Here is a 20,050-nt window from a genome sequence, read left to right on the forward strand (position 1 = left end):
TTCAATTACAAATTTTATCAGTACCAATAGATATGAACAAGGTAATCTTTTTATTTTTTATATTCTTAATTCAAACGGCAGGCATTTATTCACAACAAGTTTGGCCGGTTCAGGTGACAGGATCTATCATTCCACCACATTCATTAGATTTAAAAGTATATGGCAATGATCGTTCTACTGATTTAAATTTTCAAGTATTACTGAATGATCCGGAAGAATTGGCATTACAAGTTATTCCCATTTTAACCATCGAACAAAATGGAAATGTGATCTATCAGACGGATATGAATTATAGTACTAATCCAATTACGCTGAATCAATTTTCATCCTATTTATTAGATGGTGCCGCATTAAATCAATACCTCTCTGCAGAAGCATTAAGCGGAAACAATGGCATTGGAAAAGGTGCCACATTAATACCGGAAGGATTTACCCAGGTCTGTCTTCAGATGTACGGTGTGGACAGAACAGTTCCCGTGTCGAACAAATTTTGTGTTTCAGGGAATTTCAGATTGAACCAAGCCCCACAGCTTATCAAACCTTCCTTCAATGATATTATTAAAATGCCTACTGTACAAAACATGATATTCTCTTGGATGCCGATGCATTTAAGCAGTGGGAATCATCCGGGAGCTGTAGAATATGTATACGAACTTGTGGAACTACCAAGAGGTGTTATGAATGCTAATGACGTATTCGAAAGCGCTCTGAAAATATACAGTACAACTGTTATGTCCACATCATTTATTTACTCACAGTCAGAACCCGTATTAAATCCAAATACTTATTATGCCTGGCGCGTGACAGCAAAGAGTATCATGTATCCTACAAGCCTGTTATTTCAGAATGAAGGTAAGAGTGAGATCTCGATGTTTATGATGTATGATGTAGACGCGCCGTCGACAGTGTTAAATCCATTTGACAATCCTGCGCCGAGAGGATGTTCTGTGTACGAAACCAGTTATGGGCCCATCGCCAAAGCAGATAATGAATCCATGATGCTAGGAGCAAATCAGGAAGTAAAATTAGGATTTTTCAAAATGAAAATCACAGAAGCAATTGGAGATATTCAAAATGGATATTCGGGCAAAGGAATCGTGTATTATCCCATGTTAAGATCTTCACTTGAACTTGAATTTAAAAATATTAAAGTAAATAAAGAAAGTAGAGTGTATGAAGCAGAAAAAATAAATGCTCAAACCAGTCCTGAACTTAATATCCCAATAGATCAGATAGATGGTAATAAAATCAAAAATTATATTACCAATGAATTTACAGATCATGTTTATTCTAAAATAACTGATCAAAGTATAGTTGCCAAACTCCCAGAATCAAATTCAAAAATAAACGCCTTACCCTTAGCCCTAAGTAATGAAAAATTTCCAGATGAATTAAGCTGTGTAACTGGCATTTATTTTACACCTACCAATGCATATCTGAACCTTATTTCTAAAAACAAGAATGGGGACATTTATGCAGCTACAGGAATTCAAACAACGCCATACGGTGTAAAATCTGATGCGCACTTAGTTCCGATTATTATCTCAACAAAAACAGAAAGAAGTGATAAAATCACAGAATCCATATATTTTGGTGGACTAGCCTCAGAAGGATCTAAGATTTTTTGTGATTGCAAAGGTTATTCTTCTGTCAAAGCAAAATCAGCATTAAGTATTTCTCCTGAAATTATCCATGAAGTCAACAAAATATTACCGATAACTTTAATATCTGAAAAAACAATAACAAATCTTAATACGCATATTGGAAAAGTAAAACTGAATGCTGACTTTGAAATCAATGGACTTCCAGGCTTTACGTTTAGTTCAAAAAATGCTTGGTTGGATCTTGATCAAACGCAACAACTCAAAATTAAAATTCCACCTGGTTCAAAATTAAATAATCCAACCGGTCGAGGTATTATCATTGAAGACATTGCAGTAAAAATTCCAAAGGACTTTAATTTTATATCACCTGCAACTGATTTAGAATTAGATAAAGGCAATATTGTAATTAATGAAGAAAAATTAGAATCAGGCATCATGTACAAGACTGATGTTTTGAGTTTAAAAGAGGGCAAGATTGGTACCTGGGCTTACAGTATAGATTCTTTAATTTTGAAAATCAATAGTGAGAAAAAACCAGAATTACAATTTAATGGTGATATGAAAGCACCATTTTTTGAAGATAAGTTTGCTTATAGAGCCCAATTTGAAGATAGAAAGTATAACTTTAAAAAAATACATGCCATAGTGAATCAATCTAAGTTGAATATGGCCATGTGGAAAGCAGAATTCAACTCAAAAGAGAACTCAATGCTAGAAGCCAAGCTCATACAGCAGGACAATGGAGTCTTACTGAGTCCTAAATGTTCTTTTGATGGAGACTTAAATATAAAACTTACAGATCAACAATTCAGAGATGCAATTATCAATCAAAACAAAGGTATTACCATTGATGAACTTAAAAAGGCTCTCAAAATTGAATCATTATCTTTTGATTTATTCAATCTTAGAATTGAAGGATTGAGCTCTGATCCTTTTAAAGAAATGGGCAAAAGATATTCAATTAATAAATTGGATAAAAAAGCTGCTAAACTAATTATTGGCAAAGAAGAAAATAAATTAACAGATGCTTCTTTTCAATATGAAGTGAATGAAAACACGGAAAGACTTGGATTAAAAATAATTTTAGTTAAAGGCCAAAGCAAAGTCGAACTTATCATTTGGTCGAAATCAAAGAACAATGAATTTGAATTTGAAGGCATTGAAGTTAAAACCATCGATCAGAAATGCAATTGCTCTGCAATGAATGTTATTCCAACAGAAAATGAATGGAATGAAATAATAAGAAATTATTATAACCATAAAATGAGTGCAAACAAATCTATACCACTTAATACAAGTGGCCTTTTAAATTATAACAAACAAATTGATCTTGCTTATATTGAAGAACTAGAAATGATTGGAATAAAACAGAATGCCATTTCCTGGTTTCCCGCCTCTGTTGATGAATCTGTAATTTACATTCCTTTTCTTAATAAGTATTTACAAATTGAAAAAGACGGAAATGAGTATAAAGGCAAATACTCGAATCCCAAGTTTGGGAAGCCAAACATTCCATGGGATTATAAGTTATTTGATCAATTGGAAAATGCTTCCAATGATACTATAAATTTACCTCTAGTAATTTCTGAAGACCTTTGGTCTCAGTTTGGATTCAAAAGTGCTTATGCTTTACCTAATAATTTTAAATTATACATTTCTGAGTTCAAATCATCAAGCAATAAATTAGAAAATGCAAGTATTAAAATTAATTTGGTAGGCTTGCTGGAAATAGATGGCAGGAGCAAATTTATAGAATTCAGCTCCTTGATAGATATTCCAATTGGCCCGACTAAAGTATCTTTAAAGGATATAATGCTACATTTAATACAAGACACAAAGTTAAATGACAACATTATTTTTCTTACAACGATAAAAGATGGAATTGCTGATCTAAGCACTGAAACAGGAAGTTTCGCAAGGTTAAGCTGCGAAGAAGGATTAAGTAACTTTAATTTGCAAGGCAATTTTGTGAGCTCTATCTGGACGATTTCTGATATTTCTAATATTAAAGAGCCAACTTCGCCCATTAATTTAGGATTTAAACTTACTGAAGATCGTATTGAAAATAACAATAGCTTATTAACTGATTTCATAGCCCCAATCAAATCAACACGAAAAGTGGATGGAGAATGGAAGCCATGGAAATTTGCATCATCAGAAGATCAGCACATTGTTTTTACTCCCGGAAATACATTTGAAGCCTATCTTGACTTTAGTCCAACGAGATCAGAAGCGGCTTCAACTAATTCCAAAAACTATATGAATCAATTTCATATGGAGTGGATGAATAGTGAAGGCTTTACAGGAATACTATTTAAATCCATGCAGATGGATATTCCTATTTTAGAAAGAAAAAGAACCATTGATAATTCGACTATAGAATTTTTTATGGACACCATCTACAATGCTTATTATGATTTAAGTGGAAGCAATTTTTTTGCAAGTTATCAAGCCATTAATGAAATACCAGTTTCAAACAATGCAAGACTAGGAGGTTGGAGATACAAAGTAGATACACTTTCTTTTAATATAGAGAACAGTTTATTAGATGAGAATAAATTAATTCTAAAAGGCAATGTAAAACTTCCTTTAGTAAAAGATGCTCCAGAAAAGGATAGTGAAAAATGGTTAGAAAACTACAATGATCCATGGGTGCCATTCAAGTTAGGTGTTGAATATAACAGATATGATAAGGCTCCGAATATTCTTGGTTTTGTAGATAGTATAGAAACTCGTATTTTTGAATCAGCACATATAGACAATTTAGGATTTAAGCTAGAAAAGGAGTCTAATGTAGAATTCTATTATGATAAAATTGCTAAAAAACTGAAAGGTCGAGCCAAACTCAACGGACGAGGAATATATACAATTAAGAAATTAGATGCAAAGATTCCAGTTTTTAAATTTCAAGATATCAATCTCAATTATAGTAATTCAGGATTGTGCAAAGGCGATGGAATGGAAGGAATTGAATCAATAGATTTTGGAACTTGGGGTATATCGCCATTTTCACCACAAGAAATAGCAACTGTAAAGGCAGCAGCAGAAACAAAAACTGGTCAGAATCTTATTTCCAAAGGAAAAGAAAATAAATACGCTAAAAGCCTTGGAAGTAAATTTGATGGATTGAGTAAGCTTGCTGCATTCGAGATTAACATTCACCAACCTAAATTTACTTGCACAGGAAAAGAATACAAGTTAATCGTCGGCTTAGATGTAAGCATCATGAGAGATAAAGACAATCTTACAGAAGCTCAACAAAAAGCTTATGATCAATTTAATCCACTAGAAGCAGCAGAGCGAAACAAAGCAAATGAAGACAAAGCATTAAAACCCATTGAAGAGGAATATAGAAATGCTCAGAAAAATATTCAGACCATCGCTAATGAGAAAAAAGCATTATTAGAGGAGCGAAATCAAATTCAAAAAGAAGGAAAAAAATTGTTAAAGAAATTTGATAAAAATACTCAGGCAGGCAGAAAAAAAGAAGCAAGCAAAATCATAAATAGTGATGCAACGACGGCCGTATTAGACAGATTTAATAATATTAATAAAAAAATAGAAGAGCTCAATAAAAAATACCAAGAATCATTAAAGCAAGTCAAAGAAAAATACAAGCCATTTAAGGAGCAAAAAACGAAAATAAAATCTGCTGAAAACGAACTTGACGCACAAACTAAAGCTTCAATTGCTAAAAATGCGAAGAACAATACATTAAGCGGCAGAGCCGAAAATTTTAAAGCAGACTTCAAATCAAAACTTTCAGAAGCAAAAGCTACAAAAACAGGAGCATTCTCTGCAGGAGGTGATATAGAGGTTAGTTTTACGAATCAAGGCTTTAAAGATGTGGCATTGGGATGTCTTGCTTTAGGTGGTGATTTTGGTCCAATATCATTTAAAGGGGGCATTAATTTATTCAGAGATGAAACAACCGCCAGTACTTTTGATCCGAATGCTGTGCAGAGTGCATGGGGAAATGGATTCTTAGGAATGATAGAATTGAAAGTACTCGATTTAAAATTTAAAACAAAATTCCAAACCGGATCAAAATTTGACAAACCAGATCCCAATAATACTGCTGAAGAATTTAGATATTGGTTTGCTGATCTCAGTTTAAAAAGTAGCCAAGGAATTCCATTGGATAATGCCAAACAATTTTCTCTTACAGGAATTGGTGGTGGTGCATACTATAATATGGCAACTGAGAAACCAAACTTTGATGATGTTAAACAAGAAACACCTAAAGCCAATAACGACCATTGTCAAGTGGCAGGACTTAAGGCGGGAGAGTCATTATCAGGATTGCAGTATAAAGTTGCAAAAGGATACTTTGGCGGATATGTTGCTGCAGAAATTTCACATACAGCCCGTGTTTCGTTGGAGAATATTATCGGAATTGAGATGTCATACATTAAAGGTGAGCTTAAGTTTGTGAATCTTGGAATCAATGTCAATGGATATGCTCTTTATACTGATTATTTTACAAAAGAAACATCAAGCCCGGTTATTATTAAAGGTAATGTAAACTTGAATTTTGAACAAAATGTAAAAGTATATGGAGGCATTGATTTCAGATTGGGAAAGGAAGCGGGACCTTTAAGTATAGCAGCCCCTTCAGATAAGAATTCAAATCCAAATTCCTGGAATCAAATTAAATTCTTATTTTCTGGAAAAGACAACTATGTTCATGCTGGTAGTTGGGGAGCTCCTAATAATTTAGATTTTTACAGAAGTAATGTTAGACCTGCATCAAATCTTAACTTATTATCCGCAGGTATTAAAGCTGATTTATTTGGAGAAGTATTTGCAGGATTATATTTTCAGGGAGGAACCAAAATTGACGGTTTCCCTACTATAAACACATTTTTACCTGAATACAAAGGAAAGATTGTACCAAATCCTACAGATGTAAGTTCTTCAGGTACTAGTTCAGGAGCAATAGCTGGATTTTTGCTAAATGCTAAAATGAAAGGTGGATTTTTATTGGTGTCTTATGATGCCAATGGATTACTTGGAGCTAATCTGAGTGTTTCTAAAATTAATAAGAGTAATTCATGCAATACGGATGGAAGTGCTATTGGTTTTGCAGGAGGGTATTACGCCAGGGGCAATGTATTTGCTAGTATTAAAGCAAATGCATTTTTGGATGTAAACATGCTCGTATATAGTGGCAAATACAGCATTTTCGATAGTAAGATGGATTTTGTGATGGATTTTGGTTTTCCGAATCCAGGATATCTACAGGGTGAATTTAGTTTTAGTTACAGTATACTCGGAGGTCTTAAAGAGGGCAATGAAACTATAGAATTTGATGCTGGAAATAAACCTTGCGTAATACGAGAAAACAATCCAACTACAGGAATAATGATTCATAAAAATCTTCTCCCAAGAGATGGCGCAACAAATATCAAAAATCTTGATACCATACAGGTCGAAACCAGACTTCCGTACTTAAAAGAATTTTGTATAGAAAAAACAAGCGAACAGACCGGTAAACTGCCCAGCGAATATTTAAGATATCGAATCCAGTCTTTTGTTCTGCGTGCGAAAAACAGTAAAAAAATTATAAAGACATCTTTAGTTGCACACGAAAACGAAAATAATTACCAGGTCGTATTGAATGAAAAGCTATCACCTGAGACTACTTACGAGATTGATTATAATTATACCTGGGAAATTTCGAAAGATGGCAAACAAACTTATTCTGTAATCTCAGGTCAAGATGAAAAGGGCATAACAGAATTTACCACTGCTGAGGCAGATGCTGTCATTTCAAAGGATCTTTTGGAATACGCAATGCCAGGTCATAGACAACGTTACTGGAACAATGACTACGGTATTCCATGTCTTAAATTTAAGAAAGATATTTCTCAGGAAAAATTACAAAAGATTTTCCCCAATGATAAGCTATATTTATATTTTGCAATAATTAAAGAACATAAAATGGATGGATCAGTCACTATCCATAAAATACCCATTGAAAACTTTCCTACAGTTGATGATCAGGCAGGTGAAAATATGGACGGATCTGCAGATCAATATAATTCCTATAGCTCGACTAGATATAATTACTTGCAAGCATTCTTTAAGGATACCTTTCAGTTTTATTCTGGAAATAAAGCATTTTTTAAAACATACAATCGCACGTTCGATCAAGAAGATGCTTTAACCAAAAATGGGTACCTTACTTTTTCAAAGCTAAATAAACTTCCATTCAGCAAAGGCTCATTATGCAACATGGTCATATATAGAGCAGTTCCAAAAGACAAGAATCCAGAAGATATTAATGGGTTAATTGAACAGTATTCAGATGAAACTACCCGTAATCAAATTCCGATATATGAGAATTCATTTGGAGTGAGTTTGTATCCAAACTTAATGGAAAAAATGAAAGACATTGTTATAAGTTTTGGAGCAACCAAAGCCTCCATTACGAGCAGCAAAAGATTCTTAGGAAATATAGATGATCAAAGATTTGATGTCAGCTCAGGATTCAACAGAGACGAAATGGAAGCGGTGATAGATAGGTCAATTGCTGACTCATTGGACATAGTACCTCGTAATGCCTACTTGGGAATAAATGGTAGCAAGGAAGGAATTGATTTATATGACATGGAGTATCTGAACTATTTTTCAGTATTAAGCAGAGTAGATAATCTAAGCTTCATCGATTGGATTGAAGATAAAAAAACGAATCAACGTAAAAGTGTGTATGATGTCAATTCCTCCATCGGCAAATCCAGAGAACACGAATTTTATTATAGTTTTATGGATAATGGTTATAAAAACAACGGATTACCAATAGACTATACCTATTTTAGTAATCATCAGGGTATTAATAAATATGAAATTACTACAGAGGAAATCGAAAGTGGCAAACTCCAAAATGTTACATTGGGTACCAATTATGAGAATGGATTTATTTATGATGAATCATCTGACTTTGATATCTATTTAGAAGACGGATTTCAAAGCATTCTTATGCTCAAGTATTTATTGATTAAACAAAAAATGGAGGAAAATGGAAATGGGTCATTCACTGAATTCCCAGAGGATGATGTTCCTCTCTGGTTATCTTACGATTGGATGGATAAAACTGATTTTAAGATTAATTGGCAAGGAAAGTCCTATGACTTTAATTGGGCAGATTATAATACCAGAGCGCTCTACCTCAATGTAGAGACAGGGAGAGGACGCAAGAAATTTAATGGTTGGAAAGAAAGCTTTTTACCAGAGGAAAATAAATTTCTGTTGCCTATCAATCGAAATAAAGTTAAATAATTCATCAAATTAAATTTTGAAAATAAATAAATAAGGATTCAATATGTCGAAGCTAATCATATCAATAGCAATTGTTTGTTCTGGATTTTTAAATGCAAAAGATTTTTTAAGTAATCCTTCTGAGTCTGAAACATATGTAAATAATTTAGGTATAAATAAATTAGTACAGCAAAGATTCTACAAAGACACATTAATACCTAGCAGAACTAAAGCAAATGAAGGTATAGTTGTTCTTGCTAAAGCATACAATGATTCCATAGTCTTAAGATTTGCACCACCTGATTATGCTTTTTGGGTAAGAGCACAGAAGAGTGGATTTGTAGTTAAACGTGGTAAAGACAGCACTAGTCTGAAGCAAATTGCAATTGTATTTCCAATTCCTTTAAAACAAATTGACACTTCCAATTTCTCAAAAGACTCATTTTCATTAATGGCTACCGGTCTTCTCTATGGCAATGTAGATAGATCACAAATACAAGGATACATGAAAGATTATCGCGCTAATCAACAAATTCTGGATATGTCATTGTTGGTTTCCGAGTTTTCTGCCAATGCTGCTCATATCTTAGGATTTAGATATGTGGACAAGGATGTAAGACCAGGAGAAACATATTACTATGAAGTAAGTAATCCTGTGTACGAAAACAAAAAATACAAGGCAAAGACTAAAATCAAAAATGAATATAAATCAATTCGTGCTCCATACCAATTCAATATCAGCACTGGAGATGAGCAATTAACGCTTAGATGGAGCAAGGATTACAATGGTCGTGCTTTTACTTACTATATGATTGAAAGATCAGATGACAATAAGAATTTTTATCCAATTACTGAACGGCCCTTAGTATTCTATCAGTCCGAATTAAGTAAAGGGATTCCTGATTTTTCTTATATAGATAGTTTAAATCTAATTAATGATACTAAATATTATTATAGATTATTGGGTGGAAATAGTTTTGGAGAATTTAGTCCCGCCGCATTGGCTGATGGAACTCCAAAAGATTTGACACCACCAAGTCCTCCAAAAATTACCAATGCATCTTATGACTACAAATCACAACTCTTTAATATCGAATGGGAGAATGACTTTGACAATCTGTCTGCGGACTTTTCATATGCTCAACTCATGGTTGCCCGAAATGAAAAAGGCCCATATGCTGCATTAAGTGAAAAATTAGGGCCCACTGATTTTAACTACATCTATAATTTAGGAACTGATGTGACTGAAGAAATGGAAGGTCCTTATTTTTTTAGAATAGAATGTTATGATCAAAGTGGAAACAAAAGTTTTTCTGAATTTGAATCTGCCTTTGTACCTGATTTTACCAATCCTGCTGTTCCAGATACTCTGATTGGATCTATTGATAGTTTGAGTTTTGTAAATATTCAATGGCCAAAGAGTAGCTCTAAAGATGTACGAGGTTATTGGTTGTATTGGGCAAATAGTCCAGATGCTGAATTTTCACTTGTTAGCCAAACCATACTGACAGATACTACGTATAAGTATTATATTGAAGAAAAGTCATTGACAAAAAATATTTATTATACATTAAGAGCCGAAGATTATGCATATAACAGAAGTGATGCTGCAATAGTCTTAAAATTAAAACGCCGCGATGTGGTTCCACCTATCACTCCTATGATTAAAGCAGCATATACGGATTCATTAAAACTAAAATTGAATATAATTCCCAGCGGAAGTGACGATGTTAGAATTAATCAATTATTCAGAAGAGACATAGATAGCAAGGACACAACTTGGACTTTATTAGACAGCTTTCCTTCAATGTCCATTTATAGTGATCACAAGGCTGTACTTAATACTCATTATGAGTATAAAATGAGAGCCATTGATTCTACAGGAAACATCAGTACTTTTTCAGTTATTAAAGGAGGAATATTAAAAGCTACATCTCAGAATCTAGAAATAAAGGACTTTAAAATTCGTCAAACTAAAAATTCTAATGAAGTAGAACTAAGCTGGAATTTTAATCCTCCTAAAGAACTAAAAGATAAGAAATATAAATTTATAATCTCACGATCTACAGGACAAGATGGTGTAAAATATTATCAGGAATTAAATGCTGAGATGAACTCATATAAAGACAGTAAACTTAATGGTGGTGTCTTATATAATTATGCAGTAAGTGTAAAATATGAAGATGGACTTTCTAGCTTAAACAGAGATATTAAATCATTACTTATCCAATAAATAATTTTAATTATTCAAAAACAGGGAATATGATAATTTATAAATCAATAAAAATTTCAATCATATATAAGTTTATTTTATCTAAATTAAACTTAAAAAGAGGGCAAGTAACTGCTTTTTTATATTTTCGAATGCTCTTCAGACTTTCTTTTGTTGCATTGTTATTACTTAAATTTAGTTTAATTGATGCCCAAACTTTCGTCCCTGTAAATGTCTCTGGCTTTAACCATGACTTGATTGCCAATGGCTCTGGCGGAACCAATCGCGCAGCAGCGACAACAACAATAACTTTTGATGGTGTTAATATCGGAGGAGATAATGTGATGTATTCCAAAGATTTTAGAGGCAATAATAATCCAACTACAGCTCCAATTTATGGTTTGCCAACTAACAGAATTATTAATAGCGTAAACCTCGTCGGCGCCAATTATCAGCTTGCACACTATGATTCCAGTAATGCTTTAGTTTTAAAAACGAATGGCAGTTCAGGTTCTTTGAAATTGGAAACACCTGGAGTTTTTTCAAAAATTGCTTTTCTCGGTTCCAGCGCTGAAGGTGCGTCCACTTTTAATGTAATTTTAAATTTTAGTGATGGGACAAATACCAGTGCTCCTTTTTCAGTTCCAGATTGGTTTGATGGAACTGGTTTTGCAATTAAGGGAATTGGAAGAGTAACAAGAACTCAGGTTCAAACTCAGGGGCCAGATCAATTTACCGGAACTTCTGAAAATCCACGACTTTATGATAACCAGATAAGCCTAAATGCTCCTTTCAATACCAAAATACTAACCAGCATCACTTTTACTAAGACTTCTGCTGGAGGAAGCACCGCTATATTAGCCATCAATGGAATCACACCAGTTAATGCTCCCGCTGCTCCGGTAGCGATCTCAGCAACAAATATAAACGCACCTAATTTTACAGCTAATTGGCGCTCCGTTTCTGGTGCGACTACTTATTATATTGATGTTTCAACCAGTCCTACTTTTAGTTCATTGGTTGCAAATTATAATAATCGAAGCGTTGGAAATGTACAAACTTTGAATATCACTGGACTTCCTTTTTATCCAATTTATTATTATCGAGTCAGGGCTGCTAATGCCGGCGGAATTAGTGCCAGTAGTAATACTATTGATGTTATTGTACAACAATGTCCAATTGGAAATGTCCTTGTCAGTACACAATCCCAAATAGATAGTTTCAAAATTCAATACCCATATTGTACAAAAATTACAGGTCTACTCAATATTACTAATGGCAACGATATCTTTAATGTAAATGGATTTAACAAAATAGATACAATAACAGACCAATTAAATATAATAAATAATTCAATATTGAATAATTTGGATGGTTTTAAAAATTTAAAATTTGTCGGTTCCAATTTTTGGATTGCTGGAAATGGTATATTAAGTTCTGTCAAATCATTTGATAGCCTGGTTAATGTGGGTCATTTATACATAGGAGCAAATCCAAAACTCACTGAAATTTCCGGATTTTATAAAGTTAAAATTTTTCCTCTGATGACTATAGAAAATAACTTGGAATTGGTGAAGCTTGATTGTTTTTCTTCATTGAATGTTATCAATAGCCAACTGACATTTAAAGCCAATCCAAAATTATTAGATATTCAATCATTAGGGGGAGTGAAAACCGTGAATGGTTTTTTGAATATTGAAAATAATACTAAGCTTTCCACATTAACCGCTTTTCGTTTAACAACTTTTATTAAAGACCTTAATATTGTATCTAATCCTTCACTTTTTACATTAAATGATTTAAGTGCTGTTACAAATGTGGATGGGAAAATTCAAATTCAAAGTAACTCGTCCATAAATAACATCTCTGGATTAAAAAATATAAATCCTGCCACAATCAAAGGAACAGGCCTGATTATTACAAACAATACTTCATTATCCGTTTGCAATCTCCCTAACTTCTGCACTTATCTTCAGGGGGCAGGTGCTAGAAGCATCTCAGGAAATCTAGGTAATTGCGTGACGGAACAAGCTGTCATTAATGCATGCAATGCACTTGCAGCTCCGGTAGCATTAGCGGCTACTAGTATTACTTCCTCTGGTTTCACAGCCAACTGGCAAGCAACATCCGGTTCTACAAAATATTTACTGGATGTCTCCACGAGTTCCACGTTCACCACTTTTGTAACTGGATATAATAATCTCGATGTAGGAAATGTGTTGACTTTTGGAATAACTGGATTAAGCACAAGTACCATTTATTATTATAGAGTTAGAGCTAACAATGCATCAAGCACTAGTCCCAATAGCAATGTAATACAACTTACGACCTTAGCTGCCGGACTAACCGCTCCAGTAGCATTGGCGGCTACCAGTATCACAAGCACTGCATTCACAGCCAACTGGCAAGCATCGTCCGGCGCTACAAAATATTTACTTGACGTGTCCACAAGTTCTACATTCAACACTTTTGTAACAGGATATAATAATCTCGATGTAGGAAATGTTTTAACCCGAAACATTACAGGATTAAATGCGAATACGATGTATTATTTTAGAGTGAGAGCCAACAATACTTCAAGCACAAGTACTAATAGTAATGTAATACAACTTACGACTTTAGCTGCCGGACTAACAGCACCAGTAGCATTGGCTGCTACCAATATTTCATCTTTTGGTTTCACTGCTAACTGGCAAGCATCATCTGGTGCTACAAAATATTTACTGGATGTCTCTACAAGTTCCACGTTCAACACTTTTGTTACGGGATATAATAATCTCGATGTAGGAAATGTGTTAACTCAAAATATTACAGGATTAACTGCAAATACTTTGTACCACTATAGAGTCAGAGCAAATAATACCTCAAGCATAAGTTCTAATAGTAATGTCATACTACTTACAACGCTAGATAATTCAATAGTTCCTAAACCTGTCTCGGTTTCCGGATTTACTTATGATATTATAGCCAACGGTTCCGGAGGAACGAATCGCGCTCTCGCAACGACTACGAATGATTTGGGAACTTTTGTATTGTATTCCAAAGATTTTCGTGGAAACAATAATCAATCCACAGCGCCTATTTACGGCTTGCCCGACAACGGAAAAATTACAAATGCCAGTTTGTCGGGATATGATTATCAATTAGCCAACTATAATGGGAACAATGCATTGGTATTGAAGAATTTGAATGACACAGGTACTTTGCGATTGAATGCACAAGATACCTTTACCCATATTTCAATTTTGGCATTCAGTGAAAATGGTGTTTCTGCAGTAACTGCAATAGCATACTTTAGTGATGGCACCAATACCACCATGAAATTTGATGTTTTAGATTGGTTTGGTCAACCCAATTTTGCCATAAAAGGAATAGGAAGAATTTCAAAAAGCAATGATCAATTTGACCCAGGGGAAACAGACGAGAACCCTAGAATGTATAATCATGAGTTTGCATTATCCACTCCATTTGACAATAAAAAACTGGTGAGCATAACATTTACTAAGACATCCACTAGCGGAGGACTGGCCATCCTAGCCATCACCGGATTAGGCCGCGGAAAAAATCCAAGTTGTAACATAACCATTCCCGATGCAAATTTTAAATCCTACTTACTCAGCAACTCGAGTATAAACACTAATGGTGACAGCGAGATACAGTGTGCCGAAGCTGATGCATTTACCGGATTTATGAATTGTCCACTCAAAAATATTTCAGATCTTACAGGAATTGAAAAATTCATCAATATCACTAAATTGGATTGCAGTAACAATAATCTGACGAAATTGGATCTGAGCAAGAACACCAAGCTGAATGAAATACTTTGTGGTGTAAATAAATTAACCTCGTTAAATGTAACAAGTTGTTCAGCGTTAAAAGAATTATATTGCGGAGCAACTAATCTTTCAGCCTTGGATGTAAGCAATAATACCGACCTGACCAAACTCCAATGTCACAATAGCTTTATTACAAAATTAAATGTTTCAAAAAATATAATGCTGGAGCGATTAGAATGTCAGGACAATGAATTGCTGAGTTTGGATATTAGCAAAAATACTTCCTTGATTGAATTGAATTGCAGCATGAATACTTTAGGTTCATTGAATCTTGCCAATGGAATTAATCAAGACATGACCTCTATTGTGGCATTATTTAATCCAGACTTGACTTGTATCAAAGTAGACAATGCAGATTATAGCAATAACAACTGGCGAAAAGCTCCATTTCAATTCGATGCACAGCATGAGTTTAATGAAGAATGCGATGCATGCGATGAATGGAGAGAAAAATTAAATTCAAATTTCCTGATAAGTGCTAATGCTTGCATAGGGGACACCATGCACCTCATTGATTATTCTAATCTGGAACTAGAAAACGATATCACTTTTACATGGGATTTTGGAAATGGAGCTACTTCAATTGAACGTGATCCGGAGGTCATTTATAATGCTCCTGGTAAATATACTATCAGCCTAATTGTTAGTAATTTATCATGTCAAAGTCTGATCATCCAAAAGGATATTTCCATCTTAAGTTGTTTAAATAATTCTAAAAACAATCAAAAATTGGCAATGATATTTCCAACTCCCAATACAGGTGAACCTAAGATTTTTGTAAAATTAATTGAAAAAAGTCCAATCCTTCTTAAGATTTTTGATTCAAATGGTCGTTTGATAAAATCCTATTCATATGACGAAACACAGTTGCTTACAGAGCATATCACAATAGATCATCCTGGTGTTTATTGGCTGGAGTTTATTCATAGAAATGGAATTGAAAAATTAAAAACTTTTGTAATCAAATAAAGAATAGTACTCTTGAATTTATATATTTAAAAAATAAATCTTTGATCAATATTCATATGTTCCAAAAATCGGATATAAAGAGTTACGCTATTTCAAGATATAATTTCAACAAATCGTTTTAAATTTACATAATATTTGCTCTTTTGAAAATTAAAGATTTCATAGTATCCTTCATAGTCCTTTATGTTATGCTTAGGCTGGATGTGTCTTCGCTCGATGCACAGGATTGCAGTGAAGCCTGGCTACAGGAAGCCAAATTTCAATTAGATACTTTTATAATTTCCTACAGACCACAAACAGGTTTAAATTATTCCGACTCCATAAATTCTAAGATTAAGTCTTACAGATTGGAAGATTGTGAAGCGACCTATTGGATTAATTATTACAGAGCCGAGTTGCTTGAATTGAATAATAGACACCAGGAAGCATTGGATATATATTATACTTTATCTTCGACAGCCAAAGAATTACAGAAATGGGACTTATTTGTTTCAATTCAAATTTCAATTGCACGCGTTATGGAAACCATAAACCGTGGAGATGATTGCCTTCGACATTTAAAAATGGCAAAAGAATATATAGACCATAAACAATTATTGAATTTATATGCATTCTATGGTGTGCGTATGTCTAGTTATCAAAGGATATTTAACAGTAAAGACAGTGCTTACTTTTATGCACAACAGGCAGTAGACTATGGTATAAAATATAATGCCCCAAGGCAAATCGCTGATGGATATTATTTATTAGGTATATTAACATCCAATATAGACACTTCCTACTATTTACTACAACAATCCTATAAGCAGTTTTTACTCAATAAAAACTATAATGGAGCCACCTCTATGGCTAAAAATATTCAAAACAAAATTAAAAATACTAAATTTTCAAATCAATCACCTGCTTGGCTTGATACCATATCAAAATACATTGTCCTCATTAAAGAGCACAACTATACTTATCATTACTTACTGAATAAGTATTATGAAGAAATTTCTGATCGGTATTTTTTTAAAAATAATCTGGACTCTGCTTATTATTATTTAAAGCTTTCTAAAGAGCACATGAAACAATCGGATATTAATGTCAATCAAACAGAAATTTCACAAGCAGAAATAGACAATATCACTTCAACCGAAAGGTTTAAGGCCGAAGCATTAACCAGACAAACTAAATTCCAGAAAATACTCTTATCAATCTTAGTCTTAGGTCTAATATCCGCGCTAATAGTAGCCTATAATCTAAATTCAAAAAAAATAAAAATCGAAAAACAAAGAACACTTATCCAAAATCAAAACGAAGAACTAGCTCATTCTTTCCAAAGACAAAGCATGTTGTTGTCCGAAATTCATCATCGGGTAAAAAATAATCTTCAACTTGTTATTAGTCTATTAACACTACATTTTAATAAAGTAAAAGATAATAAAGAATATCAATATTTGGAAGATATTTCAAATAAGGTTAGAAGTATTGCACTTATACATGAACACTTATACCATACAGAACAATTTGAAAAAATTGAATTAAAATCGTATTTGAAGGATTTATTAGAGCATTATTTAGCCCTCCATACATCGGATACTGAATTTGCATATGAGATTATAGAGGACCAAGCTATTCATTTAAATCTTGAGACGGTTATGCCAATAGGTATCATTTGTACGGAACTCATCAGTAATTCTCTAAAATATGGAAGAAGACCGGATCAGATGTTGAAATTGGAATTTAAACTTCAATCCTTGGAGTCCAAGTACATTCTAAAATTTCATGATAATGGCATCGAAACCAATAGAAAATTCACGGATCAAATTAAATCAGGAATGGGCACGTTATTAATCGATAGTATGGTGCGACAACTTCAGGCGCAATCTTCACCCACAATCAACGGAACGGCTTCGTTCAACTTAGTGTTCCAGGAAAAGATCATATCTAAAGTATGAACAATCTAAAAGTATTAATTGTCGAAGATGAAGTATTGATCGCTGAAACGATCCGCATGTATTTAGAAGAACTTAATTACATAGTAACTGCAATTTGTATTTCTTATGATGAAGCCATTGAAGCTTTCCATTTAAACACGCCTGATCTAGTATTATTGGATATTCGATTATTTGGCGCAAAATCCGGAATTGATGTAGCTCATTATTTAAACAGTCTGGACAACAAACCTCCATATGTTTTTCTTACCTCACAGATTGATAAACGAATATTAGATGCAGCTATTCAAACCCTACCCTATGGCTATATTACAAAACCCTTTTTGAAAGAAACATTGTGGGCGAGTATTGAGACTGCATATCATATGTATAAATCTCATATAGGTGAAGATGATTCTATTATTATCAACGATGGCAAAAAGAATCACATCCTTTCCTTGGATAAAATTCTTATGTTACAGGCAGATCATGTTTATACTCGATTTATTATGAATGATCATATTGAATATTTGTGTAGAAACCCGCTACATCATTTTCAGAATAAATTACCCAATACAGAATTTGTTAAATGTCACAGGAGCTATGTAGTCAATCTTCGATATATTAAAAATTGGAATTCTTTTGAATTAACCATGAACAATGGCACAAAAGTTCCAATAAGTAAATCGCATCGAGATCTGGTTTACCAACTGCTAAACAAATAATTATATTACACTCTACTTTACTTTATCTTATTAGCGAAGTAAATTTTGGTATTACTTTATCAACAATTTTCCTGTATCCGACACTTTATTTTCATTCCTTATTTTATATAGGTAAATATTTGCAGGTAGGTTCAAATTAAATTCCGTTATTGGTTTTATTATTGATGCCCTATAAACGATTACTCCTAATAGATTAAATATTTCAATTTCTGTGGCTACACTTTCTTTCATTTCTAAAATAAAAGTTCCACTTGATGGATTTGGGTATATTATACTTTTGTTTTCATGATTCAGATTATCGGTGTTAGTTGCTGCTGTAATTTTAAATGTTTTTGAGCAAATCGTACCATTATAATTTGCCATAAAAGTATAGATCCCCGGAGTGGTTGGCAATTTTTTTGAAAAACCATTAATTCTTGTTTTATTAGCTGCAGTTGACATATAAGTCCAACTGGTAAAAGTTGTTCCATCTGGATTTAGTATACTCATGTTCGCCGTTAATCCTGACATTTCTTCTCTAATAAATATATAGAATTTTGCAAATCCAGGAGCGAGTCCAGCTCCCTGAAAAGGAATTTGAAAGACATCACTTTCATTCGGCGTTTCTGTAGCAGGACAAGCTGGAAAAACAATATCAGTAGTATTTACTGACACCTTAACAATTCCTGTTTCCATATAAGATTTTTGATTAGCCCACCAGGATATAGCATTCAAGGTATTACAATTTCCTGCATAGGGATCTACTCTTGTCGCGACAGTACTTCCTGCCCAAACCTCAAAATGCAGATGCGGACCAGTTGAACTTCCTGAACTCCCGACTATTCCTAGATATTCACCAGCCAAAACAGATTCACCAATGACTTTTTTAGTCAATGAATTCTTTTTCATATGCCAATAATTGGCTTGTGAACCATCAGCATGTCTGATGATCAAATAATTTGCTGTTTGATTATTCGCCGCACAGTTCTTATCAAATTCACCATCATGTTTGTTTATTATAATTCCGGGTGCAGCTGCAATGACTTCAACAAAATCATGATCCATTTTATAAAAATTAAATGGCCAAATAGAAATATCAGTTCCACGATGACCGTCATAAGTATTCGTCCCACAGCTAAAATCCTGTATGGTTCCTGAAACGGTATTCTGATCTACATAGGCCGATATACGATAAAAACTACAATCGCTTAATCCATTAGCAGCTTTCAATGGCCAATTAAATAAGGTAACAGCTGCAGAATTTTCATGGAGTACTCCCTTGGATTGAAGTAATTGAATATTTTCTTTACAACTTTGTTCAATCATTAAATATTGCTCTTCCGAAATGCAAGGATGCTCAGCATTATTGGATGAAAAATTTCCATAGTCTTCATTACTTATTTGAAAACCTGAATTCACTTGACCAAAGGAAATACTTATAAATAGGAAAAACAATAAACACCAAATTAATAACATCACTTTTTTCATAACCCTATTTTATTCTTGTTAAAGGTACTTCGTTTATTGGAAAATATTAGTATTTACTCTT

At 33.4% G+C, this 20,050-nt stretch carries 6 protein-coding genes; 5 read left to right on the plus strand and 1 reads right to left on the minus strand.

Annotated features, from left to right (window positions below):
* Positions 1 to 32 precede the first annotated feature (32 nt).
* From IPK88_18975 to IPK88_18995, 5 genes are all read left to right on the plus strand, one after another.
* On the plus strand, positions 33 to 8,885 hold the full coding sequence (locus IPK88_18975; GenBank protein ID MBK8245518.1) for a hypothetical protein: 8,853 nt from the start codon (positions 33 to 35) through the stop codon (positions 8,883 to 8,885).
* A gap of 43 nt (positions 8,886 to 8,928) precedes the next feature.
* Entirely contained in the window at positions 8,929 to 11,097 is a 2,169-nt protein-coding gene (locus IPK88_18980) for a hypothetical protein (protein MBK8245519.1), read from the plus strand.
* A 29-nt stretch (positions 11,098 to 11,126) separates the two neighbouring features.
* Entirely contained in the window at positions 11,127 to 15,881 is a 4,755-nt protein-coding gene (locus tag IPK88_18985; GenBank protein MBK8245520.1) for a PKD domain-containing protein, read from the plus strand.
* A 143-nt stretch (positions 15,882 to 16,024) separates the two neighbouring features.
* Positions 16,025 to 17,821: a sensor histidine kinase gene (locus IPK88_18990; protein MBK8245521.1), complete on the plus strand. Its 1,797-nt coding sequence runs from the start codon at positions 16,025 to 16,027 to the stop codon at positions 17,819 to 17,821.
* Positions 17,818 to 18,522, plus strand: coding sequence for a LytTR family transcriptional regulator DNA-binding domain-containing protein (locus tag IPK88_18995; GenBank protein MBK8245522.1), 705 nt, complete (start codon positions 17,818 to 17,820; stop codon positions 18,520 to 18,522). The genes IPK88_18990 and IPK88_18995 overlap by 4 nt, the downstream gene beginning before the upstream one ends.
* A gap of 51 nt (positions 18,523 to 18,573) precedes the next feature.
* Here IPK88_18995 and IPK88_19000 read toward each other — a convergent pair whose 3' ends face one another.
* Positions 18,574 to 19,989 (minus strand): peptidoglycan DD-metalloendopeptidase family protein, encoded by a 1,416-nt coding sequence (locus tag IPK88_19000; protein ID MBK8245523.1) that lies wholly within the window; start codon positions 19,987 to 19,989, stop codon positions 18,574 to 18,576.
* Positions 19,990 to 20,050: the final 61 nt, after the last annotated feature.

It is taken from the genome of Candidatus Defluviibacterium haderslevense, assembly GCA_016712225.1.
Lineage (GTDB): Bacteria > Bacteroidota > Bacteroidia > Chitinophagales > Saprospiraceae > Vicinibacter > Vicinibacter haderslevensis.